The following is a 25,441-nucleotide window of genomic DNA, read 5'->3' as shown; positions in this document are numbered from 1 at the left end:
TTCTGTTGCGGCGGGTCTAAGCGGCGGGACTTAAATCCGCTGCTGCAGCACTTCATCGATCAAGCCATAGTCCCGCGCCTGATCCGCCGACATGAAATTATCGCGGTCGGTATCGCGGGCAACCTCCTCTTCGGTTTTCCCCGTGCGCTCCGCCATGATCGCGTTCAGCCGGCCGCGCAAATACACCACTTCCTTTGCCTGGATCGCGATATCCGCTGCCGTCCCCTGCGAACCGCCCGACGGCTGGTGAATCATGATGCGCGCGTTCGGCAGCGCGTAGCGCTTGCCCTTTGCGCCCGCGTTCAACAGGAACGTGCCCATGCTCGCGGCAAAACCCGTGCACAGCGTGGAGACATCGGGGCGGATGAACTGCATCGTGTCGAAAATCGCCATGCCGTCGTAGACCGAGCCACCCGGCGAATTGATATACAGCGAAATATCTTTCTCCGGATTCTCGGCTTCGAGAAACAGCAATTGCGCGACAACCAGACTCGCCGTCTGGTCCGTCACCGGTCCTACCATGAAGATGATCCGTTCGCGCAGCAGCCGCGAATAGACGTCATAGGCGCGTTCGCCGCGCCCGGATTGTTCGATAACGGTCGGCACGAGGCCGAGGTTCAGCGGATTCATATCTTTGCGGTTCCCGGGTTGTTTTCAGATCACTCAAGAGCGTTCCAGCCCATATGACGCGCGCCGCCGTTCGTGCGTGACATTCGCGGTCGCGATATATTTTTGTCGCCGGCTGTCACGTTCGCCCCGTGCGAGCCGTCATAAGCGTCACAGGTGATGAAGCGCAACAAGGAGAAACGCATGAGCGTTGAGATCGAATCACATCGCGACGAAGCGCAGCTCGCCCTCTTCGAGGCGTCCCGTTCGCGGCTTTTTTCGCTCGCTTACCGGATTCTCGGCGTACGCGCGGACGCGGAAGACGTCGTGCAGGATACGTTCGTGAAATGGCATCTGCAGCAACGGGCCGGCGGTATCGATGCGCTCGAAACGCCCGTCGCGTGGCTCACGACGGTTGCAAAACGCACGGCCATCGACCGTCTGCGGCGTTCAGCGCAGGACATGCGGCTGCTCGAGGAATGCGACGGCTTCGATCAAGCCCCTTCTGCGCAGGCTCTGGCCGAACAGAAATCCGATTTGTCGTACGGAATGCGTCGCGTGCTCGCGCGTCTGTCGGCTGAGGAACGCGCCGCGTTTTTGCTGCGCGAGGCGTTCGAGGAAGACTATGCGAGCATCGCCAGGATTCTTAACCGCAGCGCGGTGCATTGCCGGCAGATCGTGCATCGGGCGAAAGACCGCGTGCGGGATGACCGGCGGCGCGACCGCCCGGACGCCTCGCTGGGCGCCGAGGACGCAATCGAGCTATTGCTCGATGCAATCGCCCGGCAGGACGTGCATGCGCTCGTGGCCTTGACGCTAACCAGAGCCCCGGCGGTGACAACAGCATCTGCAAGTGCGTTCGCGGTATTGCTTACCCATTCGCTGATCGCCCGGCTGCGGCTTGGGCGCATCGCCCTGCCGCGGATTACCGAACCGGCCCTCGCGTAAGCCGGATTTGCCGGGCAAGCGTCCCGCCCGGCGCGGCTGTCTCCTCGCGCCCGCCGCTCATTTCCCCTCTTCTCGCGCGCAAGACGCCTCTTACCGAATCACAAACGAATTCTTTCGCCAGAACTGTCTCGTGTATCCTGAATTCTGGCGACCGGAACGTCCGGGCGCTGCAATACAAGGGTCCACCATGGATTTCAACAAACAGGCTGCAAAAGCCGCGGTGTGGTTGCTCGGCAGCGCCCTGCGGCCGGCCAGCCTGAACTTGGGAAGATTTGCCAGGTGAACGAGCCGCAACGCTTTACGGTCCGGCATACGAGCGTGTACCGATACTCGGAACCGGTCGATTTCGGCGAGCATCGAATGATGTTCAGGCCACGATCCAGCCACGATCTCCGGCTGGTCACCACGCAACTGAAGATCACGCCGGAACCGGCGCGACTGCGCTGGCTGCACGATGTCTTCGATAATTCGGTGGCCGTCGCCACCTTCGACACGCAGGCGACCGAGCTGACCTTCGAAAGCGAAGTGACGCTCGAGCACTTCGAGTCGCCGCAGCCGGACTACGCGCTGGAACGCTACGCGCTCACGTTCCCGTTCGCGTACACCAACGAGGAAGCATCGGATCTCGTCAACGCGCGCAACCGCCCGGAACCGGACGGAGATGTCGACGCGTGGGCCCGCCGGTTCGTTGCGCCCGGGGAAAGCACGGGCACGATGGCGCTCTTGCGGGCAATGACGCAGGAGATCAACGACGATTTCAAGTACGTACGGCGCACGGAAAAAGGCGTGAATCGTCCCGCCGATACCCTGCGTCTGCGCAGCGGCAGTTGCCGCGACTTCGCGGTGCTGATGATGGACGCCGTCCGGTCGCTCGGATTGGCGGCGCGCTTCGTGAGCGGCTACATCTTCGTGCCCGAACGCGACACCACGCGCGGCGGCGGCGCCACGCACGCGTGGCTGCAGATCTATCTCCCGGGCGCGGGCTGGGTCGATTTCGACCCGACGAACAGCATTGTCGGCAATCGGCACCTGATACGCGTCGCGGTTGCTTGGGATCACCATCAGGCCCTGCCGCTGTGGGGAACCTGGAATGGCGAGCCCGGATCGTTTCGCAGCCTCGATGTCGAGGTCAGTGTGACCGAGAACCAGTGACGTTTTCTTTTATAGTTCACAGCAAAGGGCAGCTCCCATGAAACTCCGCGTTGGCTACGAACTGGTCTACGAGTGTCCGCAACCGACACCAATGCTGCTCATGCTGAATACGCACTTTTCAGTCGCGCCGCAGGTGTTGCTGGCCGATGTGCTGACGGTCAATCCGCCGGTGCCCATCTCGCAGTATCGCGATGGCTTCGGCAACCTGTGCAGCCGGCTGGTGGCACCGGCGGGACGGATATCGCTGTCGACCTCCGCGTTGCTCGAAGTGTCCGGCGAATTCGAACAGCCCGGGCCGAACGGCGAACAGCATCCGGTGGAAGATTTGCCGAACGAATGCCTCGTGTTCCTGCTCGGCAGCCGTTATTGCGAAACCGATCTGCTGTCCGACTTCGCCTGGAAGCAGTTCGGCGCCACGCCGCCCGGACGCGCGCGCGTGCAGGCGATTTGCGACTTCGCCCACAATCACATCGTCTTCAACTACGCGCACGCGCGGCCGACGAAAACCGCGTTCGAGGCCTATCAGGAGCGCCAGGGCGTCTGCCGCGACTTCGCACACCTGGCTGTGACGCTATGCCGGGCGATGAACATCCCCGCGCGATATTGCACGGGTTATATCAGCGACGTAGGCCTCCCGCCACCCTACGCAGCGATGGATTTTGCTGCGTGGTTCGAGGCGTTCATCGGCGGAAGCTGGCAGACGTTCGACGCACGCAACAACGCCCCACGTATTGGACGCGTGCTGATGGCGCGCGGCCGCGACGCCGCGGATGTGGCCATCAGCAACACCTTCGGACCTACCGCCTTGCTCAAGTTCGATGTCGTTTGCGAGCAGGAAGAAGCGCAGGTTTGATTCGGGATTCTAAGTATCCTGGTGCGCGACGCGGGCCGGGCTGCGCCCGCACGTGCCGACGACTTGCCCGCGCCTTGCGGCACATTCTCATCCGGGCGATAATTCGCCGGGAGATTTGCGCGCAACCCGGTTCTTGCGCCGGCTTGACAGACCAACCGTCCTCCCCTACACGTCCTCGTGCCAGAACAGCCGGAGCCATTGAATTTCAATGGCTTTTTTTCTGGGCGGGACTTTATCGGCTTCGCGCCGTTGCCAATTCATTGCCGTGAACTTCGACGACTACTGTCAGCAAAAAGCTGCGCCCGATGGCTCCAGCACCTACTACGCGCTGCGTCGCGCGCCCGCTTCGCGCCGGCCGCTCCTGACCGCGCTCCACGCCCTGCGCCGCGAACTCGAGGAAACGGCCAAGGAGACGAGCGATCCCACTATCGGACGGACCAAACATGCGTGGTGGCAGAAGGAACTGGCAAGCCTCTTCGGCGGCGAACCGGCGCACCCGGTCACGAAGGCCATCGCGGCGCATCAGGCCGGCACGCCGGTCCTTGACGACGAAGGCCGCGGATATGTCGGCAACATGGTCGATGGCTATGAACTCGACCTGGAGCAGGCGCGATATATCGACTGGGCGGGTCTTCGGCGATATCTGGATAACGCGGGCGGCGCGTTTGCCGTGATCGTCGCGCGGGCCACGGCGCGCCACCCTGAAAACGTTCCAAACTGGGCGATGGCGCTGGGCTCGGCCTCGATGCTCGCGGAGCGCGTGGAAAACATCGGCGACGACGCGCGTCATGGCCGCATCTATCTGCCCATCGACGAACTGCAGCGCTTCGGCGTCACGGCGGCCGATCTGATCAACCGCAAATACAGCGACGCGTTCACCGAACTCATGCGCTTCCAGACGGGCCGTGCCCGTGACGCGCTGAACCAGGCGCTGGCCGCCATTCCCGCCGATGAACGCCCGACGCAGCGCGTGCTGCGCTCGCACGCGGCGTTATCGCTGGCCTTGCTCGATGAAATCGAGCGCGAGGATTTCAAGGTCTTGCATCAGCGCATCGCGCTCACGCCCATCCGCAAACTGTGGATTACGTGGCGGGTTCGCTAGGCGCGCATTATTGGCAGCGTTTCAAACTTGCCGCCGAGAACGGCGTCGGCGTTCATGCCGCGCCAGGACCCCAGAACAGTTGCATACAGCTGCCGGAAGTCCACGTTCATTGGCAGGTTGCCGTTGCCGTCGAGCCGAGAGAGTGCGGGCGCGGCGCCGTATAAACCGCCGTTCACCCGGCCACCCAGGAGGAAGTGCGGCGCGGCCGTGCCGTGATCCGTGCCGCGGCTGTCGTTTTCACGTGGACACCGGCCGAATTCCGAGTACGTCATGACAAGGGTGTCGTTCCATCGACCGAGTTCGGTCAGTGCGGATCGCACTGCGGCCAATCCATTCGATAACTGACCGAGCAAACGCGCGTGCTGTATCGGCTGGTTCTGATGAGTATCGAAGCCGTTGAGCGTAAGGCGAATCACCGACAAGGCTCGCGTGCTTGCAAGCGCTTCCATCGCTGTCTTGATTGACGTTCCAATGGGATCGGCGGGCAATGTCGTTTCGAAGCCTCCCGCGCCAAACGCCCGTGCAAGCCAGCCATCGCGAAGGTACTGGTCTGCGTGCGACGCGGTGTCCCAGATCTCCATCGATCGAAAATGCGAGAGGTTCTGCTGCGGGTAGCCAATGCCCTGCACGATTGCGAGCTGTCCGTCGCGCCACAGCGGCATCAGCGGCTGCATTGCCGGATGAAGCCCGCTGCGCTCGTCGAGCTGCAGCACATGGTCCCGATGGATTCCGATGGTCGGACGCAAGTCCGCGTAAGCGGGATCGGCAAACGGAATCACGGTATTCAAGCCGTCGTCGCCGCCTTTCAGCTCGACCAGAATCAGCACCATGCCTTGAGCTGCCGGCTGAACCTGACGAGCGACGGCAATCGTCGATGGCGCCATCGCACAAACACCGAGTGCGCAAGCAACAGAAAGAAAATCGCGCCGGTTCATAGGCGCGCTTGCGTTCCGGGAACGGCCGGCATCAGACGGAAAGCAATCACCGCTTATACAGATCCCTGACCGCTTCCTCGATGTGCTGGCGCAACAGCCTGCGTTCATCGGCGGTCATCACGCCGTGCCGTGGCGTACGTTCGGGCGGTTGCGGGTCAACCGGTGGCGGCTGCATGACAGGCATTTGCTGCGCTTGAGTGTTTCCAGACTGCTTGCCCATTCGATGCTGTGCGCGCATCAGGCGGCCATCGAAACTGCGGCTCCTTTGCGGGCGCGCACTCGACCCGCCGGCAGTTGGATTCTCGCCGGCATCCGAATTCAGATAACCCGATGACGACGCCCACGACGAATCCGGCCGGTCAAACGCCGACGCATTGCGACTGGAGGATTGGGATGGTTGCGCGAAAGCACTGCGCACGGCAAACACGGCGTAAAACGCGCTAGCGATCAGCGTTAGTCGGATGATGCGCATGTTGCGCACAGGTTTGCGCCGCCGCGCTCCCTTCATGTTGTTCCCTTCGTTGCTCGACAACCGGACAGTCTCAGGCTCTTTGGCGTGCTTGCGTGGCAGGCAAGGTGGACGGTCATGCCGCCATGTCGCTGACGCGCAATCGTTGTACTAATGGAGTATCTACCGAATGACGGGCTTAGGTAAAGGAGTGTACGCATAGAACCTTTACGTCGTGCCACAGTCCCCGTAAATTTTGTAACTATCTGTTACCTTATAATTCACGCAAACTCGCTCCTCTTTCTAATCGCGCTAAGATGCCGGAATGGAAACCAAAAATCCCTCAAAAATACTCGTAGTCGACGACGATCCCCGTTTGCGCGATCTTTTGCGGCGTTATCTCGGCGAACAAGGCTTTAATGTCTATGTCGCTGAAAATGCACCGTCGATGAACAAGCTCTGGGTACGCGAACGTTTCGACCTGCTCGTGCTCGACCTGATGTTGCCGGGGGAAGACGGCCTGTCGATCTGCCGGCGACTGCGCGGCAGCAATGACCGCACGCCGATCATCATGCTCACGGCCAAGGGCGAAGACGTGGATCGGATTGTCGGGCTGGAAATGGGTGCCGACGATTACCTTCCGAAGCCATTCAATCCGCGCGAGCTCGTGGCCCGGATTCATGCCGTGCTGCGCCGGCAGTCTCCGTCGGAATTGCCGGGTGCGCCGTCCGAAACTGCTGAGGTGTTTGAATTCGGCGAGTTTGCCTTGAATCTCGCCACGCGCACGCTGACCAAGAATGGCCAGGAAATCCCGCTGACCACGGGTGAATTCTCCGTGCTGAAGGTTTTCGCGCGGCATCCGCGTGCGCCGCTGTCACGTGAAAAACTGATGGAACTGGCGCGTGGCCGTGAATACGAAGTCTTCGACCGCAGTCTCGATGTCCAGATCTCCCGGCTGCGCAAGCTGATCGAGCCGGACCCGAGCAGCCCACGCTTCATCCAGACGGTGTGGGGTCTCGGCTACGTCTTCATTCCGGACGGCGCGGCTTGAGCATTGAGTACCAGTTGAGTTCTGATTGAGTCCTCGCAAACGCGCTTCATGCGCGCCACAAGCACGAGCGTCAACGACCCATGCGGATTGACAGGCGGCTACTGACGCTCGCGTTCGGCGGCCTGTTCTGGCGGACGTTCGCCCTCATCGCGCTGTTGATCGCGGTGAGCATCGCCGCCTGGTTCCAGAGCTTTCGCGTGATCGAACGCGAGCCGCGCGCGCAGCGCGTCGCGCTGCAGTTGGTCGCCGTCGTCAAGCTCACCCGCACCGCCCTCCTTTATTCCGATCCCGACCTTCGCCGCGCGCTGCTGCAGGATCTGGAAAGCAATGAAGGCGTGCGCGTGTATCCGCGCGAAACCACCGATAAATACCGTCTCCAGCCCGACGAATCGCTGAACCGTCTGATCGAGCGCGACGTTCGCGGCCGCCTGGGCAACGACACGGTCATCGCGCAATCGGTGAACGACATCCCGGGCGTCTGGATCAGCTTCAAGATCGACGACGACGATTACTGGGTCGCGCTCGACCGCGATCAGCTCGATACCGTCACCGGCCTGCAATGGGCCGGCTGGGGCATCTTTGCGCTCGCGCTGTCGCTCTTCGGCGCGGCGTTCATCACCAGTCTCGTCAACAGGCCGTTCGCGCGCCTCGCGCTTGCCGCGCGCAAGGTCGGCTCGGGACAATCACCCGAACCGCTTCCTGAACGCGGCATGGGCGTTGCCGCCGAAACCAATCGAAGCTTCAACCAGATGGTGCAGGACCTCGAGCAACTCGATGCCGACCGTGCGCTGATGCTCGCCGGGATCTCGCACGACTTGCGCACGCCGCTCGCGCGTCTGCGGCTGGAAACCGAGATGAGCCCCTCCGACGAAGCGACGAAACTCGCGATGGTCGATGACATCGAACAGATGGACATGATCATCGGGCGTTTCCTCGACTATGCGCGGCCGATGCAGCGCATGGCCGAGGCTGTGGATCTGTCGATGATCGGCGGCGAGATGACCGCGCGCTTTCTCACCGAGGAAGGCGTGGTGATGAAAACCGATCTGGCGCAAGGCGCGATCGTCGAGGGCGATCCCACCGATGTGCGTCGCGTGATCGGCAATTTGCTGGAAAACGCGCGCAAGTATGGCCGCAGCGCCGCCGATGACGTCGCGCGGATCACGCTGCAAACCCGTGTGAACCATGGGCGCGTGGAGTTATCGGTAATGGACGAAGGACGCGGCATTCCCGAAGACCAGGTTGCGCTGATCACGCGGCCCTTCTATCGCGTCGATACCGCCCGCACGCAGGCCAACGGAACCGGATTGGGCATGGCGATCGTGCAACGGCTGGTGACGCGTCAGCGCGGCACGCTGCGGCTGCGTAACCGTTCGCCGCACCCAGGGTTCGAAGTCACCATCGACTTTCCGGCCATGGAAAAACGCACACTGCGCTCATGAAGTTTCATGCAGGCCCAAGGGTTTCGCCATGGCGTTCAATGCGCAGGGTGGTTTCAAATGCCTATCGGTCCATTCGTTAAAAGCTATCTGGGGTGTTAGTCAAAATCTATTGATACCATTGCTCAATAGGGTTATAGTGGACTTCGTTCAACGCAGCGCTCTCGCCAGATCAACGGCTTTGAGTTTGATGCTGCGTCATGTGAGCGTTACAGCGATCAGGTAGTCTTGGTTTTTCTTCCAACGAACACAGGAGTATTCATATGAAGACCGTGGGCGATAAAGTTGAAGCTTTCACCGTTACAGCTGCAAAGCCGGGTTTCAACAATCACGAAGAAAATGGCGTGTCGGCATTTGAAGAGATCACCGAGCAGTCGTTTCCTGGCAAGTGGAAAATCCTGTATTTCTATCCGAAGGACTTCACGTTCGTCTGCCCGACGGAAATCGTCGAGTTCGGCAAGCTGAACGGCGACTTCGCAGACCGTGACGCAGTGCTGCTTGGCGGCAGCGTGGACAACGAATTCGTCAAGCTGGCATGGCGCCGTGAGCACAAGGACCTGAGCAAGCTGAACCACTACTCGTTCGGCGACGTGAAGGGCGAACTGATCGACCAGCTCGGCGTGCGTGACAAGGAAGCGGGCGTGGCGTTGCGGGCAACGTTCATCATCGATCCGGACAATGTGATCCAGCACGTTTCGGTGAACAACCTGAACGTCGGCCGCAGCCCGGAAGAAGTGCTGCGTATTCTCGACGGCCTGCAAACGGACGAACTCTGCCCGTGCAACCGCGCTGTCGGCGGTACGACGCTGTAATTGCATATGTACCGGCGAGGCCTTCATGGCTGCGCCTCAGCCCGTCCGCTTTACGAGTCAAGCTCGAGCCGGCGGGCTTTTTTATCGGTTGTTGGATAGGAGAAATTTATGGAATTCCTCGCATCGATTAAAGAACTGATTCCTGATTACGCAAAAGACATCCGGCTGAACGTGGACGGGACGATTGCGCGGTCATCGCTGGAAGGCAATGATGCCGTCGGCGTGGCGCTCGCGGCCGCCTATGCCGCGAAGGCTACGAAGATCGTGACGCTGATTCGCGAGTCGGGCGTGTTGTCGGCTGAGGAAACGAACGGCGCGTTGACCGCTGCCGCCTTGATGGGCATGAACAACGTCTGGTATCCGTACTTGGAAATGGCCGATAACGCCGACCTGAAGACGCAGCCCGCCGCTTTGCGGATGAATGCGTACGCCACGCACGGCGGTCTGGATAAACGGCGTTTCGAGATGTTTGCGCTGGCGGCATCGATTGTCGGGAAGTGCCATTTTTGCGTGAAATCGCACTACGAGAATCTCGTAGGCGAAGGCATGAGCACGACGCAATTACGCGATGTCGGGCGCATTGCCGCGGTGATCGTGGCGGCTCAGTTGGCGATTACGGCTGAAGGGAAGTAAATCGATCAAGCGCGCCGGAGGATTCTCCGGCGCGACTATTATCAACTGCATTTTTCAGGCATCGATTCCCGTACGCATCAACAGTACCGCCGCCTGCGCTTCAATCCCCTCTTTCCGGCCCAGATAGCCCAGCTTCTCGTTGGTCTTCGCCTTCACGTTGACGCGGCTCAACGGCAGTTCCAGATCCCCTGCGATATTCGCGCGAATCGCCTCGATAAACGGCGCAAGCTTCGGCGCCTGCGCGATCACGGTCGAATCGACGTTCATGATCGCAAACCCCGCCTCCGAAACCCGCGCAAATGCCTCGCGCAATAAAACACGGCTATCGGCGCCTGAGAATTCGGCATCCGTATCGGGAAAATGACGGCCTATATCGCCCATTGCCGCTGCGCCGAACAAGGCGTCCGTGATCGCGTGCAGCAGGACATCGGCGTCCGAATGCCCGAGCAGGCCGCGTTCGTAAGGAATCGTCACCCCGCCGATGATCAGCGGCCGTCCCTCGACCAGTTGGTGAACGTCGTAGCCTTGTCCGATTCTGAAATCCATCGATAATCCTAAAAGGTTAAGCGGTGAGCTAAATGAAATATCAGACAGCGCCGAGCATGGCTGTCGCCAATGCGAAATCCTCAGGATAGGTGACCTTGAAGTTGCGCAAACTCCCCTGAATCAATCGCGGCGCATGTCCCAGCCATTCGATGGCGCTCGCTTCATCGGTGAGGTCGTGGCCGTCTTGCCGGGCCCGCGTGATTGCATCGCGCAACATGCCGAGACGGAACATCTGCGGCGTCTGTGCCTGCCACAAGCCGTTGCGCGACTCGGTGCGGGCAATGCGCCCTTCGTCGTGCGCCGTGCCTTCTGCCTCGATGCGCTTTAACGTATCCGCCACCGGCAGCGCCAGAATCCCGCCAACCGGATCGTTCTTCAGCTCACCCACGAGCTTGCGCACCATCTCGGGCGTGAGACCGGGGCGCGCAGCGTCGTGCACGAGCACCCAGTCGTCTTCCCGGGCGCCAAAGCCTGCCAGCGCCGCCAGGCCGTTGAATACAGAAGCTTGCCGCGTCGCGCCGCCGCAGCGTTGCACGGCGAAGCGCAGGCCCGCGAAACGGCGGTCATCGAAGTGATGATCGTTCGGCGCCAGCACCACGAGCGTCTGGGCGAACTCGGAGCAGGCATCGAAGGCAGCGAGGGAATAGCGCAGCATCGGATGACGGCCGACGGTCTGATATTGCTTCGGCATGGGGGCGCCGGAACGGCTGCCGGAACCGGCACATGGGATGAGGGCGAACAGGCGGGAAGTCACGAGTTGAAAACGCCCAAGTCAAAAGTGAAGCCCGGATTTTATAATAGGTCTATCGCGACCATGCCGGTCCCGCATGCACTTTCGCACGCGAACGGTTCCCCGCACACTTTATGCCTTCAAAAGCCGTCAGTTTGCAGTCAACGTCTCCTATCGCACTCGTCAAGGCCGGTCAGCGCTTTGCCTTCGATGGCGCCACCGGTTCCTCCGACGCGCTCGCTCTCGCGCGTTACCACCTCGCAAACCGCGAAAACGTCCCGTTATTGGTCGTGATGTGCGCGAGCGCGGTGGATTCCCAACGTCTTTCGGTCGAAATCCCGTTCTTCGCGCCGGACGCCCGGGTCAGGCTGCTGCCCGACTGGGAAACGCTGCCCTACGACACGTTTTCACCCCATCAGGACCTGGTTTCAGCGCGCCTTGCGACGCTGCACGACCTCGGTGAAGGCCGTTGCGACATCCTGCTCGTGCCCGCCACCACGGCGTTGTACCGGATGCCGCCGGCATCGTTCCTGGCCGCGTACACGTTCTCGTTCACGCAGGGCGAGCGGCTCAACGAGGCGAAACTCAAGAGCCAGTTGACGCTCGCGGGGTATGAGCATGTGAGCCAGGTCGTGCGTCCGGGCGAATACTGCGTGCGTGGGTCGTTGCTGGATCTGTTTCCGATGGGCTCGCCGCTGCCGTACCGGATCGATTTGTTCGACGATCAGGTGGATTCCATCCGCGCCTTCGATCCGGACACGCAACGCAGTTTGTACCCGGTCCGCGATGTGCGTCTGCTTCCAGGGCGCGAATTTCCCTTCGATGAACCCGCCCGCACCGCCTTCCGCAGCCGCTGGCGCGAGGTTTTCGAAGGCGATCCGAGCCGTTCATCCATATACAAGGACATCGGCAATGGTGTGCCGGCAGCGGGTATCGAGTACTACCTGCCCTTGTTCTTCGACGAAACAGCCACGCTTTTCCACTATTTGCCGCAAGACGCGCAACTGGCGTTCGTCGGCGACATGGACGCGGCAATCAAGCGCTTCACGAACGACACGAAGCAGCGCTACAACTTCCTGTCGCATGACCGCGAGCGGCCGCTGCTCGAACCAAAGCGTCTCTTTCTTTCCGACGACGACTTCTTTTCCTTCGCCAAACCGTTCGCGCAGATCAAGTTTCCGCCCTCGCCCGAGGGCGGCTGGGCCGTGCCGCTGCCGGGCCTTGCCGTGGATCGGCATGCCGAAGATCCGTTGCTCGCGCTGCGCCATTACCTGGAGCAAACGCCCAATCGCGTGCTGCTCGCCACGGAATCGGCGGGTCGTCGCGAGACGATCCAGCAGCTTCTCGCCGACAACGGGCTGCGCGCCGCCATCGACGACACGTTCCAGCAATGGCTGACGGGCGACGCCAAGTTTTCCCTGGGCGTCGCGCCGCTCTCGAACGGCTTTTCGTTGCCGGGCGAAGGTCTCTCGATCGTCACCGAAACCGAGCTATACGGACAACTCACGCGCCGCGCCGGACGACGCCGCCAGGAACAGGCGAGCAACGTCGACTCGATGGTGCGCGACCTCTCCGAGCTGAAAATCGGCGATCCGGTCGTGCATACGCAGCACGGGATCGGACGGTATATGGGGCTGGTATCGATGGATCTCGGCGAAGGCGAGACCGAGTTTCTCCATTTGCAATATCAGAACGAAACCAAGCTCTACGTGCCGGTCGCGCAGCTTCATGTGATTTCGCGCTACAGCGGCGCGGACCCGGACACCGCGCCGTTGCACACGCTCGGGTCGGGCCAGTGGGACAAGGCAAAACGCAAGGCTGCGCAGCAGATCCGCGATACCGCCGCCGAGCTGCTCAACCTTTACGCGCGGCGGGCGCTGCGCCAGGGCCACGCGTTCCCGCTCGAAGCGCGCGACTACGCGAAGTTCGCCGAAAGTTTCGGCTTCGAGGAAACGCCGGATCAGGCCGCGGCGATTACCGCTGTCATCGGCGATATGACGAGCGGCAAGCCAATGGACCGTCTGGTCTGCGGCGACGTGGGTTTCGGCAAGACGGAAGTCGCGCTGCGGGCGGCGTTTATCGCGGTGCTTGGCGGCAAACAGGTCGCGATCCTCTCGCCCACCACCCTGCTCGCCGAACAGCACACGAACACCTTCACCGACCGTTTCGCCGACTGGCCCGTGAAGATCGCCGAGCTGTCGCGCTTCAAGAGCACGAAGGAAGTGGCAGGGTCGATCCAGGCGATCAACGACGGCACTGTCGATATCGTCATCGGTACGCACAAGCTGCTGTCCAGCGACGTGGTGTTCAAGCGGCTGGGGCTCGTGATCATCGACGAGGAACACCGTTTCGGTGTGCGGCAGAAGGAAGCGTTGAAGGCGCTGCGCGCTGAAGTCGATGTGCTCACGCTCACCGCCACGCCCATTCCGCGCACGCTCGGCATGGCGCTGGAAGGCTTGCGCGACTTTTCGATCATCGCGACCGCGCCGCAAAAACGTCTCGCGATCAAGACCTTCGTGCGCCGCGAGGAAGATGGCGTGATCCGCGAGGCGATGCTGCGCGAGCTCAAGCGCGGCGGTCAGGTTTATTTCCTGCACAACGAAGTCGAGACCATTGAAAACCGTCGTTCGATGCTCGAAAAACTCGTGCCCGAAGCGCGCATCGCGGTCGCGCACGGACAAATGCATGAACGCGAACTCGAGCGCGTAATGCGCGACTTCGTCGGCCAGCGCGCGAACGTGCTGCTGTGCACGACGATTATCGAAACCGGGATCGACGTGCCGAGCGCAAACACCATCCTGATCCATCGCGCCGATAAATTCGGCCTCGCGCAGTTGCATCAGTTGCGTGGCCGTGTCGGGCGTTCGCACCATCAGGCGTATGCGTACCTGCTCGTGCACGATCCGGCCGCGCTCACGAAACAGGCGCAGCGGCGGCTGGAAGCGATCCAGCAGATGGAAGAACTCGGTTCGGGCTTTTACCTCGCCATGCACGATCTGGAAATTCGCGGCACGGGCGAAGTGCTCGGCGACAAACAATCGGGCGAGATCCACGAGATCGGTTTCCAGCTCTACACCGACATGCTCAACGACGCCGTGCGTGCACTGAAAGAGGGCCGCGAACCGGACCTGAACGCGCCGCTCGCCGCCACGACCGAGATCAACCTGCACGCGCCCGCGATCCTCCCCGCCGACTATTGCGCCGACGTGCAGGAACGTTTGTCGCTGTACAAGCGCATGGCGAACTGCGAATCGAGCGATGCCATCGACTCGATCCTGGAAGAACTCATCGATCGTTTCGGCAAGCTGCCGCCGCAGGCTAGCGCACTGGTCGAGACCCACAAGCTGCGGCTCGCCGCCAAACCGCTGGGGATCCTGAAGATCGATGCGGCGGAACATGTGATCTCGCTGCAGTTCGTGCCGAACCCGCCTGTCGACGCCATGAAGATCATCGAGATGGTGCAGAAGAACAAGCACATCAAGCTCGCGGGGCAGGACAAGCTGCGCATCGAAGTGCGCAGTCCGGACCTCGCGGTGCGGATTTCGACGGTCAAGGAAACGTTGCGCGCACTCGGCGCGCCGGTGCGGCAACAGAAACCGGCTGCCGCCATCGCACCATCGCGTTAGTTTTTATTGCTTTTTCGGTATCATCGAAAAGTGAAAATCAAGGAGAGTGTCATGTCGCAGATCGCTGAATCGACGGCTTCCGTCGCCCAAACACCTTCCACTGAACCGGCGTCGCTGCCGTGGATCAAGAAGCTCGTCTCCTTCGATACCGTCAGCCGCAATCCGAACATGGGCCTGATCGAGACCGTGCGCGACGACCTGCGCGCGGCGGGCATCGAAAGCACGCTGACCACCGACCCGAGCGGCAAGTGGGCCAATCTTTTCGCGACCGTTCCCGCGCACGACGGCGCGACGAATGGCGGGATCGTGCTGTCCGGCCACACGGACGTGGTGCCCGTCGACGGTCAGAAATGGGACAGCGATCCGTTCAAGCCTGAAGTCCGCGACGGTTTGCTGTACGGCCGCGGCACCTGCGACATGAAGGGGTTTATCGGCGCGGCGTTGACCCTGCTGCCGAAGATGCAGGCCACGAAACTCGCGCGGCCGATCCACTTCGCCCTCTCCTTCGATGAAGAAATCGGCTGCGCCGGTGCGCCGCTGCTGATCACCGACCTGCAAAAGCGCGGCTTGCGTCCGGACGGCTGTATTGTCGGCGAGCCGACCAGCATGCGGCCGATCATCGCGCACAAGGGCATCAACGCTTATAACTGCTGTGTACGCGGGTTGGCGGCGCATTCGTCGTTGACACCGAAGGGTTTGAACGCGATTGAATACGCGGCGCGGCTGATCTGCCATATCCGCGATATCGCCGACGAATTCCGCGCGCAAGGTCCGTTCGACGAACAATACGACGTGCCCTTCACGACCGCGCAGACCAGCACGATCAACGGCGGCAACGCGATCAACACGGTGCCCGCCGAATGCAATTTCGCGTTCGAATTCCGCAACTTGCCGACGCTCGATCCGGAGCCGATTTTTCAGCGCATCGAGAAGTACGCGCGCGAAGAGTTGCTGCCGAAGATGCAGAAGGAACACGCAAACGCGGCGATCGAGTTTTCACGGATCGCCGCGGCTCCAGGTCTGGATGCTTCAGAGCAGGCGGCGATCACGCAACTCGTGCGCGCGCTGACGGAGAACCAGGACAAACGCAAGGTCGCGTATGGCACGGAAGCCGGGTTGTTCCAGCTCGCCGGCGTGCCGAGTATTGTCTGCGGGCCAGGGAATATCGAGCAGGCGCACAAGGCGAACGAGTATGTGTCGCTGGAGCAGCTTGCGGCCTGCGAGGCGTTTTTGGGCAAGTTCATTCATAGCATGTCGGTCGAAGCGCAGGTGCGTTGATACGATGAAACCTTCCGCCGCCCTTGATCTGAAACGGGACACAATGCGCGAAGCGGTTGGCCGCTTCCACACTGCCAACCCACGTGTGTTGGGTTCGGTTTTGCATGGCACCGACCTGGACCGCAGCGATCTGGACCTGCTGGTCGACGCTTTGCCTGGCGCAACGCTTTTCGGCTTGGGCGGCCTGCAAATGGAACTCGAAGAAGTGCTTGGCGTGACCGTTGACTTACTCACGCCGGGCTATCTGCCGATCAGGTTTCGAGAACAGGTATTGGCGGAAGCGGCGCCGGTATGAGTGAAACGCTTCTTTGACCCACATTACGCACATCCCCATGTCCACCGCCCATCACCCCGACCAGACCATCGACGGCACGCCGATCCCCACCCTCGACGATATCGCCGCCCAGCACATGGCGCTCGCGCCGTGGGTTGCGCGCACGCCGACCTTCGAGCGCCACGACTTCCCCACACTGGAAGGCACGCCGGTCAACTTCAAGTTCGAGCTGCTGCAGGTCGGCGGCACGTTCAAGACGCGTGGCGCCTTTTCGCACCTGCTTGCCTTATCCGACAGTGAGCGCGATGCGGGCGTGACGTGTGTATCGGCGGGAAATCATGCGGTGGCCGTCGCTTATGCTGCGATGCGCCTCGAAATCGGCGCGAAGGTCGTGATGATCAAGACCGCGAGTCCGGCGCGCGTCGCGTTGTGCCGCCGTTTCGGCGCCGAAGTCGTGATGGCGGAGAACGGCGCGGAAGCGTTCGAGATCGTGCGTAAGATCGAAGCCGAGGAAGGCCGCTATTTCGTGCACCCGTTCAACGGATATAGAACCGTGATCGGTACGTCCACGCTCGGTTACGAATGGACATCGCAAGCGCCTGACCTCGACGCGGTGATCCTGCCTGTCGGCGGCGGCGGCCTTGCTGCGGGTGTGTCGCTGGCATTCCGGCTCGCGAATCCATCGATACATGTCTTCGGCGTCGAGCCCGAAGGCGCCGATGCCATGGGCCAAAGCTTCGCCGCAAACCACACGGTGAAGATGGGCGCCATGCAGAGCATTGCCGATTCATTGATGGCGCCGCATACCGAGGAGTACAGCTACGAGTTGTGCCGGCGGCATATCGACCGTCTCGTGACCGTAACCGATGCCGACCTGCGCCGCGCCATGCTGCATTTGTTCAACGAGCTTAAGCTGGCCGTGGAACCGGCATGCGCCGCGGCTACGGCGGCGCTGCTCGGGCCGTTGCGCGAAACGCTGGAAGGCAAGCGCGTCGGCGTCCTGCTGTGCGGCACGAACACCGACCCGGCGACGCTGAACAAACACCTGTCGATGGCCGCCTGACGGTTAAAGCACGTTGGCCAGGCGCTTTCGCTCGTTTCTCTGCATGACATAATTTGCGCCGATCACGCCGACCGTCACAAACGCAATAAACAACGTGGCCAGCGCGTTCATCTCGGGATTCAGCCCGAGCCGGACGCGCGAAAACACGACGAGCGGCAACGTGGTCGATCCCGGTCCGGACAAGAATGCGGACAACACGAGGTCATCGATCGACAGCGTGAACGACAGCAGCCACCCGGCCACCAACGCCTGCGATATGAGCGGCAGCGTGATCGAGAAAAACACCCGTAACGGCGTGGCGCCCAGATCAAGTGCGGCTTCTTCAATCGATGGATTCAATTCCCTGACCCGCGATTCCACGATGATCGCGACATAGGAAATACACAGCATCACGTGGCCAATCCAGATGGTGAACAAGCCGCGTCCCGCAGGCCAGCCGAAAATCTTGGCCATTTCCACAAACAGCAGCAACAGCGAAATCCCCTGGATCACCTCGGGAATCACTAACGGCGCGTTGATCATGCCGGCATAGAGCGTGAAGCCGCGAAACCGGCCCATTCGCGCGAGCACGTAACCCGCCCACGTGCCGATCACGACCGACGCGCACGCCGTAAATACTGCAATCCGTATAGATAACCACGCGGCGTTGATCAACTCTTCATCGTGAACCAGCGCGCGATACCACTTGAACGAAAACTCCGTCCATACCGTGACCAGTTGCGACTCGTTGAAGGAATACACAATCAGGCTGATGATCGGGATATAAAGAAACAGGAATCCGATACCGAGAAACGTAAAACGCAGCGGGCGGCTAGGCTGGATCATGGCTTCTCCTCCAGTTGCTTCGCCTGGTAATACTGGAAGACGGCCATGGGCACGAGCAGCAGCAAGACCATCGCGCACGTCACGGCCGAGGCCATGGGCCAGTCGGCGTTATCGAAGAATTCATTCCACATCACGCGGCCGATCATCAAGGTATCCGCGCCTCCGAGCAGTTCCGGAATCACGTATTCGCCCACCGCCGGAATGAACACCAGCAAACATCCCGCAATGATCCCGTTCTTCGAAAGCGGCAGCGTGATCTGCAAGAACGCTTTCCAGGGCTTCGCGCCGAGATCGTAAGCGGCTTCGAGCAAGGTCAGATCCATCTTGACCAAATGCGCGTAGAGCGGCATTACGAGGAACGGCAAATACGAATACACCATGCCGATATAAACCGCGATATTCGTGTGATAAAGCTCGATGGGCGAATGAATGATCCCCGTCCACATCAGGAAATTGTTCAGCAGCCCGTTGTTCTTGAGAATGCCGATCCACGCATAGACGCGAATCAGAAACGATGTCCAGAACGGCAGCATGACGGCCATCATCAGCAGATTGCGGGTCGCCGGATTCGATCGCGCGATGTAATACGCCATCGGATAACCGATCAGCAAACACAGCAACGTCGATATCCCCGCGACCAGCAGCGAGTTCATGTACGTTGCGAAGTACAAACTGTCGGTCAGCAGGAATGCGTAGTGCGAGAAATCGAGCGCGATATTCAGCACGCCCTCTTTCAAAGCCGTCAAATCCGTATAAGGTGGGATGCCCAGACGCGAGTCGGAGAAACTGATCTTCACGACCAGCAGGAACGGCACGAGAAACAGCAGCACGAGCCAGAGATACGGCCCGGCAATCACAGCCGTCCTTCCGGAAAGACCAAAGCGTTGCCGGATTGAATGCAGCGCTTTCATGCCGTGAGCACCACACCGGCCGACGCCGACCAGCGCACATAAACCTCGTCGTCCCAGGTGGGTGATTCGAGTTCGCCGATTGTCAGGCTCGACAAGTTCGCGACCACCACTTTGCCGCTGTCAAGCTTCACGTGATAAAGCGTGTAGCCGCCCATGTAAGCGATGTTCGCGATCGTCCCACGGCCCCAGTTATAGGCGCCTTCGGGCGGCTTGCGTGTCAGCGCGATGCGCTCCGGCCTGACCGAAATGGTGACCGGCATGCCGAGCGGTCCAGTGATCCCGTGATTCACATACAAGCGCGACGGCAGATCCTTCGACTCCACGAACACGTGATCGGGTTCGTCCTCGACCACGTTGCCATCGAAGAGATTGGTCGAACCGATGAATTCCGCCGTGAACCGGCTATTCGGGTATTCGTAGACTTCGTGCGGCGTGCCGGTCTGGATGATCTCGCCCTCGCTCATCACCGCGATCCGGCCAGCCATGGTCATGGCCTCTTCCTGATCGTGCGTGACCATGATGCAGGTGACGCCGACTTTATCGAGGATATTCACCAGCTCGATCTGCGTACGCTGGCGGATTTGTTTGTCGAGCGCGGACATGGGTTCGTCGAGCAACAGCAGCTTCGGCCGCTTCACGAGACTGCGGGCAAGCGCCACCCGCTGCTGCTGCCCGCCGGACAACTGGTGCGGCTTGCGCTGCGCATATCGCGCCATTTGCACGAGTTCGAGCGTCGTGTGCACGCGCTCCTTGAGCTCCGCGCCGCGCACGCCTTCCTGCTTCAGCCCGAACGCGACATTTGCTTCCACCGACATATGCGGAAAGAGCGCGTACGACTGGAACATCATGTTCGTCGGCCGGCGATACGGCGGCATGGCCGCGAGATCCTCGCCATCGATCAATATCTGGCCCGATGTCACCGACTCGAGCCCCGCGAGCATGCGCAGCAAGGTGGACTTGCCGCAACCGGAACTGCCGAGCAGCGCAAACAACTCACCCTTCTTGACCGACAGGTTCACGCCTTTCACAGCGACGGTTTCATCGAATTTCTTGACGACATCGACGATCCGCACGAAGTTCTCTTCGGCCCAGTCCGGGCTGCGCATGCCGGGCTCCGGCCGGCGGCCGTTGGGACCGCCTGAGCCGTTCTGGCCACCTTGTGCGGAAGGCACTGCACTCCACTGCTCACTCATGATCTGCTGCCCGGCTCGTGCGCATCCGCGCGTTCGTGCTGCCTCGTTCCACTGCGTTTTTTTCCTGTACCAATGTTCAAACCGGTGACGAACAAAGCCCCCGGGTGACCGGGGGCTTTGCGTTCATCGTACGCCGTGCGGCATCGTTTCTTTATCGGCCGGACTTCAACTCGGTCCAGAGCCGGGTCTGCAGGCGCTGGATTTCCGGCGGCAACGGCTTGAGCAGGAACAGCGTCTTGATCACGTCCTGCGGCGGATACACGGCGGGATCTTCAGCCACATCCTTCGATACGTACTTGCGCGCTTCCTGGTTCGCGCTCGGGTAATACACCTCGTTCGTGATTGCGGCGTGGACCTGCGGCGTCTCGATGTAATTGATCCACTCGAGCGCGGCTTCCTTGTTCTTCGCGTCCTTCGGGATGGCCATCACGTCGAACCAGACCGGCGCGCCGCCCTTCGGAATGTAATACTCGATCTTGAACGCCTTCTTTGCGTCCACGGCGCGGTGCTTGGCGATCACGACGTCACCGGACCAGCCGTAGGTAAAGCACACATCGCCGCCTACCAGGTCGTTGATGTAGCCCGACGAGTTGAATTGGGTGATGTACGGGCGGATCTTCTTGAGCATCGCGAGCGCGGCGCGGTAGTCGGCCGGGTTCGTGCTCATCGGATCCTTGCCGATGTAATGCAGCGCCGCCGCAAACATCTGGTCCGGCGCGTCGAGCACCGACACGCCGCATGCCTTCAGCTTCGAGATGTTTTCCGGCTTGAACAGGATGTCCCAGTTATCGAGCGGCACGTTCTTGCCGAGAATCTGCTGGACCTTCGTCACGTTGTAGCCAAGACCCGTCGTGCCGTACGCCCAGGGCACCGTGTACTGGTTGCCCGGGTCCGCGCCGGCGACGAGTTTCATCAGGTCGGGATCGAGGTATTTGAGGTTCGGGAGCTTGGATTTGTCGAGCGGAGAAAAAATGCCGGCGGCGATCTGCTTGCCCGCGTAATTGCTGGTCGGCACCACGATGTCATAGCCCGAATTGCCTGTAAGCAACTTGGCCTGCAGCGTGTCGTCGCTGTCGTAGTTGTCGTATTTGACCTTGACGCCGGTCTGCTTCTCGAAGTTCGGGATGGTGTCCTTGGCAATATAGTCCGACCAGTTGTAGACGTTGAGCTGCGTGTCTTTCGCCGATGCCGGCATCGACGCTCCCAATGCCATTGCAGTGGCCACTACTAACGCCGCCGCGCCTGCGCGCTTTGACAACTGGTCCGCCAATTTCTCTGCCATATCAGTTCCTCCGTCCTTTCGACTTGCCGGCCGTTGACCACCCTCATCCCGATGCGCCCTTTCCTTATAGCTCAATCGAGACGGTGAAAAAAACGAAAACTATCATCAAAACGCGTCGCACCAAAAAACAATCGGGAGCGATTGTCGCGCAAAGTGCACATGCGCGGAATCACTGCCTGCAAGGACTGGCGCGAGCTGGTGCATTGTGGCTGGTGCGGACACGGCACCTTATCGATACCGGTAAAGACCATAATGCCGCCAATGAATCTGAAAGCGCATTCGCTTGCGTAATGTCATCATTGGGGAGATTGCCATGTTGTTATCGAATCGAAGGTTTTTGTCGTGCATTTGCCGCTGACTACACGGAGCGGAACGTTGGTTGCTGCGCAGCCGGAACCGACGCTCGCCGCGGCACTGCTCTTGCCGAACTCGCCATTTTTCCACCCGCTTCGTGAATTTCCGGTTATAGGAAACAGGCCTCAGACTGCATGAATACGAATTCGTCCGCTCTCGACCAGACTGGCTCTGCGGACAATCCGCCGTCCGATCTCGTTCCCGCCTCCCGCCTCAATCATCGCGGCGAACCGCCCGACGGCGCTCCCCGAGTACGCGGACGCTGGTTCTCCTTTATCGGCGCCGGCGCGCTGGTCGCGGTCGGTTACATGGACCCGGGGAACTGGGCCACCGCGCTTGGCAGCGGCGCAAAGTACGGCTACCAGTTGCTGAGCGTGGTGCTGGCAGCCAGCCTGATGGGTTTGCTGCTGCAATGGGTGGCATCGAAAGTCGGCGTCGTGACCGGACGTGATCTTGCCCAACTGTGCCGCGCCCGCTATAGCCGCCGCACCACGGTTTTCCTCTGGATCACTTGTGAGATCGCGATCATCGCGTGCGACGTCGCCGAAGTCGTCGGCAGCGCCGTGGCATTGCAACTGCTGCTGGGGGTATCGCTCACGGTTGGCGTGCTGATGTCCGCCGTGGGCACGTTCGCCATGCTCGCGCTGCAAAGCCGTGGCCAACGTCCGCTGCAGATCGTCATCACCACGCTGATCTTTTTCGTGGGCTTTTGTTTCGTGGTCGAACTCGCGCTCGCCAATCCCTCGTGGCGCGGCGCGCTCGCCGGCCTCGCGCCGCCCGCCGCGCTCTTGCGCGACGCCGGCATGGTCTGGCTCGCCGCCGGCATCCTGGGCGCGACCGTCATGCCGCACAACCTTTACCTGCACTCGGCGCTGGTAAAGGACCACGCGAAAAGCGGCGACGACGAAGCCATCTCCGACGCCATGAAAGGCGTGAACATCGATACGTTTGCATCGCTCAGCCTGGCTTTCACGGTGAATGCGTCGCTACTGATCGTGGCCGCCGCTGTTTTTCACGCAAGCGGACATTACGACGTCAGCGATCTCGCCGATGCACACCGCCTGATCGCCCCGCTTGTCGGCAGCCAGTGGGCAAGCGCCATCTTCGCAGCGGCGCTGCTCGCCTGCGGGCTGAACGCGACCGTCACCGGCACGCTGGCGGGCCAGGCGGTGATGGAAGGTTTCCTGCAGTTGAAAATTGCACGCTGGGCTCGGGCGCTCCTGACCCGCACACTTGCAATAGGACCGGCGCTGCTTGCCGTCGGCGCGTTTGGCGAACACGGTTCCAATCAGTTGCTCGTGGCGAGTCAGGTGGTCTTGAGCCTGCAACTGCCGCTGGCCGTCATTCCCCTCGTACGTTTCGCTTCCGATGCCGGCCTCATGGGCCGCTGGCGCGTCAAACGCATCCCGCTGGCCCTGGCGTGGATGTGCGCCGGGATTATCGTCGTGTTGAACGTGGCTTTGCTGTGGCAATTAGTGACGGACGTCTGAGCGGCCACGTAATGACGCAACGTCACTCCAGCATATAACCGAGATCCCACCAGGCAATTCTTGCCGCCCGGGATCGCTTCTTGCTGTTGCTGCCCGTTTTGCACCGTATTTCGAGATAAACGTTCATCGCGTTTACAATTCGGCATTTCGAAGATTCGCTGGCTGCAAGTCCCGGCGATGAGCGAAATCCGCGACGTTTTGCGGTTGTGAGCCGCGCTCAACAGACGGCAAGGAGAATGGGTTTATCGTCCTTTGCCGCATCGCCGCGCCCGATGCCAATCAACGCCACAAGGACGATCGTTTCATGGCCCAAGGCCCACTGCAGCACATCAATCGTTTGCCACTGCGCGGTATTCCGCGTGCTTTTCGTCTTACCCCTTTTGCAGCGGCGCTTGGCTTGGGCTTTTGCTGGACCGCGACGGCCCATGCCACGGTCTCGGTGCTGCAACCGGTGCGGGAAGCAGCCGCTCAGCAGCCGCTCGAACTCACGCTGCTGTACAGCGATGACGACAAGAAGCCGCTGACCATCGACGTCCCCCGCAACCTCACGGTCACGCTGACCAACGGCGATCTGCCGCCGAAACCGCTGGCGCTCGATCGCGCAGCGAACGTGCCGGACAGACTCACGCTGCGCCCAGGCCAATACAGGAAGGTCAAGTACTCGGCCCCGTGGCCGGACACGGCGCGCGGCACGGTGAAAGTCGACCCGGTGGGTTTCGATTCATCGCCCATGCTGATCGTGCTTAACCGCGGCGACAAGCAAGCCCAGGTTGTCGCCGCGGAGACCGCCGAGACGCAGGCAAAGACGCCGCAGCAACTTGCGAGCGCGGAAGCGGCGGCCAATACATCGGCAGTACCGACGCCCACGAGCGACCGCATGCTGAGCGGCCGTTTATCGACGTTCGAACCCATGTATTTCGCCGATGGCCAGAACGGCGACAACCTCGCCAAGTTCCAGTTCAGCTTCAAGTACCGCCTGATGCTGCCCGACGATCCCCGCTCACGCAGCTTCCTGGACAACCTGTACTTGGCGTACACGCAGACCTCGATCTGGGACTTGTCCGCAGAGTCCGCACCCTTTCGCGATACCAGCTACCAGCCGCAACTGTTCTACTACCTGCAGGACACGGGCTGGAAGAGTTCGCTCTGGTCGCGCATGGGCGTGACGGCGGGTATCGGCCATGAATCGAACGGCAAGAGCGGCGCCGATTCGCGCGCGATCAATATCGCGTTCGTCCGCCCGACGTGGGATTTCGGCGATGTCAACTCGAACCACCTGACCATATCGCCGAAGGTTTATTACTACATCACAAAGAGCGGCAACGAGGATATCCAGGACTATCGCGGGTACGTGGATTTGCTCGTGAAGTACGGCAGCCCGGAAAGCTGGCAACTCGCGGCGACCTTGCGCAAAGGGACGAAGGCGAAATACGGCAGCGTGGATGCCCAGTTCACGTACCCGCTTGCCAAGCTCATCAACAGCGCATGGGGCGGTTATTTGTGGGTGGGGTATTTTAACGGCTACGGCGAGGACATTCTCGACTACAACCAGCGGCAACACTGGATCGCCCGGATCGGATACAGCATTGCGCGGTAAAATCGGGTTCACTTTCCGCGCAGGCGCTGCCGTTTAACACGTGCAGCGCCCGCTTTACAGGCGTCTTATGGCATCGAATCTTCACGATTTACCCGACAGCCCGTGCATTGGCGTGTGCTCCACGCTCTTCGACGACATTTGCAAGGGCTGCGGCCGGACCGCCTCCGAAGTTTCCAACTGGGTATTCCTGAGCGACGACGAAAAGCGCGCGATCTGGGAGCGTATCAACCGCGAAGGCTCGGCGATGCGTTTCACGCGCGACAAGGTCTGAGCCGCGCTATTGCGTTGTTCCG

25 protein-coding genes are annotated in these 25,441 nt (G+C 61.0%); 16 read left to right on the top strand and 9 right to left on the bottom strand.

The window, feature by feature from the left end; genetic code table 11:
- Positions 1 to 30 precede the first annotated feature (30 nt).
- The gene (gene clpP / locus AXG89_RS12900; RefSeq protein WP_061999290.1) at positions 31 to 630 is read right to left on the bottom strand and encodes an ATP-dependent Clp endopeptidase proteolytic subunit ClpP; all 600 of its coding nucleotides are present in this window, start codon (positions 628 to 630) and stop codon (positions 31 to 33) included.
- Positions 631 to 810: 180 nt separating this feature from the next.
- Here clpP and AXG89_RS12895 point away from each other — a divergent pair, with 180 nt between their 5' ends.
- The 4 genes from AXG89_RS12895 to AXG89_RS12880 all read left to right on the top strand — a co-directional run bounded on the left by AXG89_RS12895 (position 811) and on the right by AXG89_RS12880 (position 4,661).
- Entirely contained in the window at positions 811 to 1,554 is a 744-nt protein-coding gene (locus tag AXG89_RS12895) for a sigma-70 family RNA polymerase sigma factor (RefSeq protein WP_062169875.1), read from the top strand.
- 279 nt (positions 1,555 to 1,833) lie between these two features.
- Positions 1,834 to 2,706: a transglutaminase family protein gene (locus AXG89_RS12890; protein WP_062000827.1), complete on the top strand. Its 873-nt coding sequence runs from the start codon at positions 1,834 to 1,836 to the stop codon at positions 2,704 to 2,706.
- Between the two features lie 37 nt (positions 2,707 to 2,743).
- Positions 2,744 to 3,559, top strand: a complete 816-nt coding sequence (locus tag AXG89_RS12885) for a transglutaminase-like domain-containing protein (RefSeq protein ID WP_061999288.1) — start codon at positions 2,744 to 2,746, stop codon at positions 3,557 to 3,559.
- Positions 3,560 to 3,767: 208 nt separating this feature from the next.
- Positions 3,768 to 4,661, top strand: coding sequence for a squalene/phytoene synthase family protein (locus AXG89_RS12880; protein ID WP_119024636.1), 894 nt, complete (start codon positions 3,768 to 3,770; stop codon positions 4,659 to 4,661).
- Here AXG89_RS12880 and AXG89_RS12875 read toward each other — a convergent pair.
- Together AXG89_RS12875 and AXG89_RS12870 are read right to left on the bottom strand one after the other, a co-directional pair.
- Positions 4,658 to 5,545, bottom strand: a complete 888-nt coding sequence (locus AXG89_RS12875) for a DUF1501 domain-containing protein (protein WP_442861736.1) — start codon at positions 5,543 to 5,545, stop codon at positions 4,658 to 4,660. The two genes, AXG89_RS12880 and AXG89_RS12875, sit on opposite strands and share 4 nt — an antisense overlap.
- Before the next feature lie 97 nt (positions 5,546 to 5,642).
- Positions 5,643 to 6,104, bottom strand: a complete 462-nt coding sequence (locus AXG89_RS12870) for a hypothetical protein (protein WP_061999286.1) — start codon at positions 6,102 to 6,104, stop codon at positions 5,643 to 5,645.
- Between the two features lie 265 nt (positions 6,105 to 6,369).
- On the opposite strand from AXG89_RS12870, the gene ompR reads away from it, so the two are divergent.
- The 4 genes from ompR (at position 6,370) to AXG89_RS12850 (ending at position 9,979) form a co-directional block, all read left to right on the top strand.
- On the top strand, positions 6,370 to 7,095 hold the full coding sequence (gene ompR, locus AXG89_RS12865; RefSeq protein ID WP_056353156.1) for an osmolarity response regulator transcription factor OmpR: 726 nt from the start codon (positions 6,370 to 6,372) through the stop codon (positions 7,093 to 7,095).
- 80 nt (positions 7,096 to 7,175) lie between these two features.
- Positions 7,176 to 8,537, top strand: a complete 1,362-nt coding sequence (locus AXG89_RS12860; protein WP_062169873.1) for an ATP-binding protein — start codon at positions 7,176 to 7,178, stop codon at positions 8,535 to 8,537.
- A gap of 260 nt (positions 8,538 to 8,797) precedes the next feature.
- Positions 8,798 to 9,346 (top strand): peroxiredoxin, encoded by a 549-nt coding sequence (locus AXG89_RS12855; protein ID WP_061999284.1) that lies wholly within the window; start codon positions 8,798 to 8,800, stop codon positions 9,344 to 9,346.
- A gap of 108 nt (positions 9,347 to 9,454) precedes the next feature.
- On the top strand, positions 9,455 to 9,979 hold the full coding sequence (locus AXG89_RS12850) for a carboxymuconolactone decarboxylase family protein (RefSeq protein WP_061999283.1): 525 nt from the start codon (positions 9,455 to 9,457) through the stop codon (positions 9,977 to 9,979).
- Positions 9,980 to 10,033: 54 nt separating this feature from the next.
- On the opposite strand, the gene ispF is transcribed toward AXG89_RS12850, so the two are convergent.
- Together ispF and ispD are read right to left on the bottom strand one after the other, a co-directional pair.
- Positions 10,034 to 10,525 (bottom strand): 2-C-methyl-D-erythritol 2,4-cyclodiphosphate synthase, encoded by a 492-nt coding sequence (ispF, locus tag AXG89_RS12845; protein ID WP_062169872.1) that lies wholly within the window; start codon positions 10,523 to 10,525, stop codon positions 10,034 to 10,036.
- A 40-nt stretch (positions 10,526 to 10,565) separates the two neighbouring features.
- The gene (ispD, locus tag AXG89_RS12840; protein WP_061999281.1) at positions 10,566 to 11,279 is read right to left on the bottom strand and encodes a 2-C-methyl-D-erythritol 4-phosphate cytidylyltransferase; all 714 of its coding nucleotides are present in this window, start codon (positions 11,277 to 11,279) and stop codon (positions 10,566 to 10,568) included.
- Between the two features lie 110 nt (positions 11,280 to 11,389).
- Here ispD and mfd point away from each other — a divergent pair, with 110 nt between their 5' ends.
- The 4 genes from mfd to AXG89_RS12820 are packed head-to-tail and all read left to right on the top strand — an operon-like array spanning position 11,390 to position 17,496.
- On the top strand, positions 11,390 to 14,881 hold the full coding sequence (gene mfd / locus AXG89_RS12835) for a transcription-repair coupling factor (protein ID WP_062169871.1): 3,492 nt from the start codon (positions 11,390 to 11,392) through the stop codon (positions 14,879 to 14,881).
- Positions 14,882 to 14,932: 51 nt separating this feature from the next.
- The gene (argE, locus tag AXG89_RS12830) at positions 14,933 to 16,159 is read left to right on the top strand and encodes an acetylornithine deacetylase (protein ID WP_062169870.1); all 1,227 of its coding nucleotides are present in this window, start codon (positions 14,933 to 14,935) and stop codon (positions 16,157 to 16,159) included.
- A gap of 4 nt (positions 16,160 to 16,163) precedes the next feature.
- A complete protein-coding gene (locus AXG89_RS12825; protein WP_062169869.1) occupies positions 16,164 to 16,454 on the top strand; it encodes a nucleotidyltransferase family protein in 291 nt (96 codons plus the stop codon).
- Positions 16,455 to 16,491: 37 nt separating this feature from the next.
- Complete coding sequence (locus AXG89_RS12820) at positions 16,492 to 17,496, top strand: threonine/serine dehydratase (RefSeq protein ID WP_062169868.1); 1,005 nt, start codon at positions 16,492 to 16,494, stop codon at positions 17,494 to 17,496.
- A 3-nt stretch (positions 17,497 to 17,499) separates the two neighbouring features.
- Here AXG89_RS12820 and AXG89_RS12815 read toward each other — a convergent pair whose 3' ends face one another.
- The 4 genes from AXG89_RS12815 to AXG89_RS12800 form a co-directional block, all read right to left on the bottom strand.
- On the bottom strand, positions 17,500 to 18,321 hold the full coding sequence (locus tag AXG89_RS12815; protein ID WP_442861735.1) for an ABC transporter permease subunit: 822 nt from the start codon (positions 18,319 to 18,321) through the stop codon (positions 17,500 to 17,502).
- On the bottom strand, positions 18,318 to 19,232 hold the full coding sequence (locus tag AXG89_RS12810) for an ABC transporter permease subunit (RefSeq protein WP_062169867.1): 915 nt from the start codon (positions 19,230 to 19,232) through the stop codon (positions 18,318 to 18,320). Before AXG89_RS12810 ends, AXG89_RS12815 begins: the two co-directional genes overlap by 4 nt.
- Entirely contained in the window at positions 19,229 to 20,425 is a 1,197-nt protein-coding gene (locus tag AXG89_RS12805; protein WP_082771412.1) for a polyamine ABC transporter ATP-binding protein, read from the bottom strand. The genes AXG89_RS12810 and AXG89_RS12805 overlap by 4 nt, the downstream gene beginning before the upstream one ends.
- A gap of 151 nt (positions 20,426 to 20,576) precedes the next feature.
- On the bottom strand, positions 20,577 to 21,638 hold the full coding sequence (locus tag AXG89_RS12800; protein ID WP_086383732.1) for a polyamine ABC transporter substrate-binding protein: 1,062 nt from the start codon (positions 21,636 to 21,638) through the stop codon (positions 20,577 to 20,579).
- A 152-nt stretch (positions 21,639 to 21,790) separates the two neighbouring features.
- On the opposite strand from AXG89_RS12800, the gene AXG89_RS42120 reads away from it, so the two are divergent.
- From AXG89_RS42120 to AXG89_RS12785, 4 genes are all read left to right on the top strand, one after another.
- On the top strand, positions 21,791 to 22,162 hold the full coding sequence (locus tag AXG89_RS42120) for a hypothetical protein (RefSeq protein WP_162916051.1): 372 nt from the start codon (positions 21,791 to 21,793) through the stop codon (positions 22,160 to 22,162).
- A 33-nt stretch (positions 22,163 to 22,195) separates the two neighbouring features.
- Positions 22,196 to 23,551, top strand: a complete 1,356-nt coding sequence (locus AXG89_RS12795; RefSeq protein WP_062169866.1) for an Nramp family divalent metal transporter — start codon at positions 22,196 to 22,198, stop codon at positions 23,549 to 23,551.
- A 304-nt stretch (positions 23,552 to 23,855) separates the two neighbouring features.
- Entirely contained in the window at positions 23,856 to 25,148 is a 1,293-nt protein-coding gene (locus AXG89_RS12790) for a phospholipase A (protein WP_082771411.1), read from the top strand.
- A gap of 67 nt (positions 25,149 to 25,215) precedes the next feature.
- Positions 25,216 to 25,419 carry a DUF1289 domain-containing protein gene (locus AXG89_RS12785; protein WP_061999273.1) on the top strand — a complete coding sequence of 68 codons (204 nt, stop codon included), beginning with the start codon at positions 25,216 to 25,218 and terminating at the stop codon, positions 25,417 to 25,419.
- The last annotated feature ends 22 nt before the right edge of the window (positions 25,420 to 25,441 follow it).

The organism is Burkholderia sp. PAMC 26561 (assembly GCF_001557535.2).
Taxonomy (GTDB): Bacteria; Pseudomonadota; Gammaproteobacteria; order Burkholderiales; family Burkholderiaceae; genus Caballeronia.
This window is presented reverse-complemented; position numbering and strand designations above follow the sequence as displayed.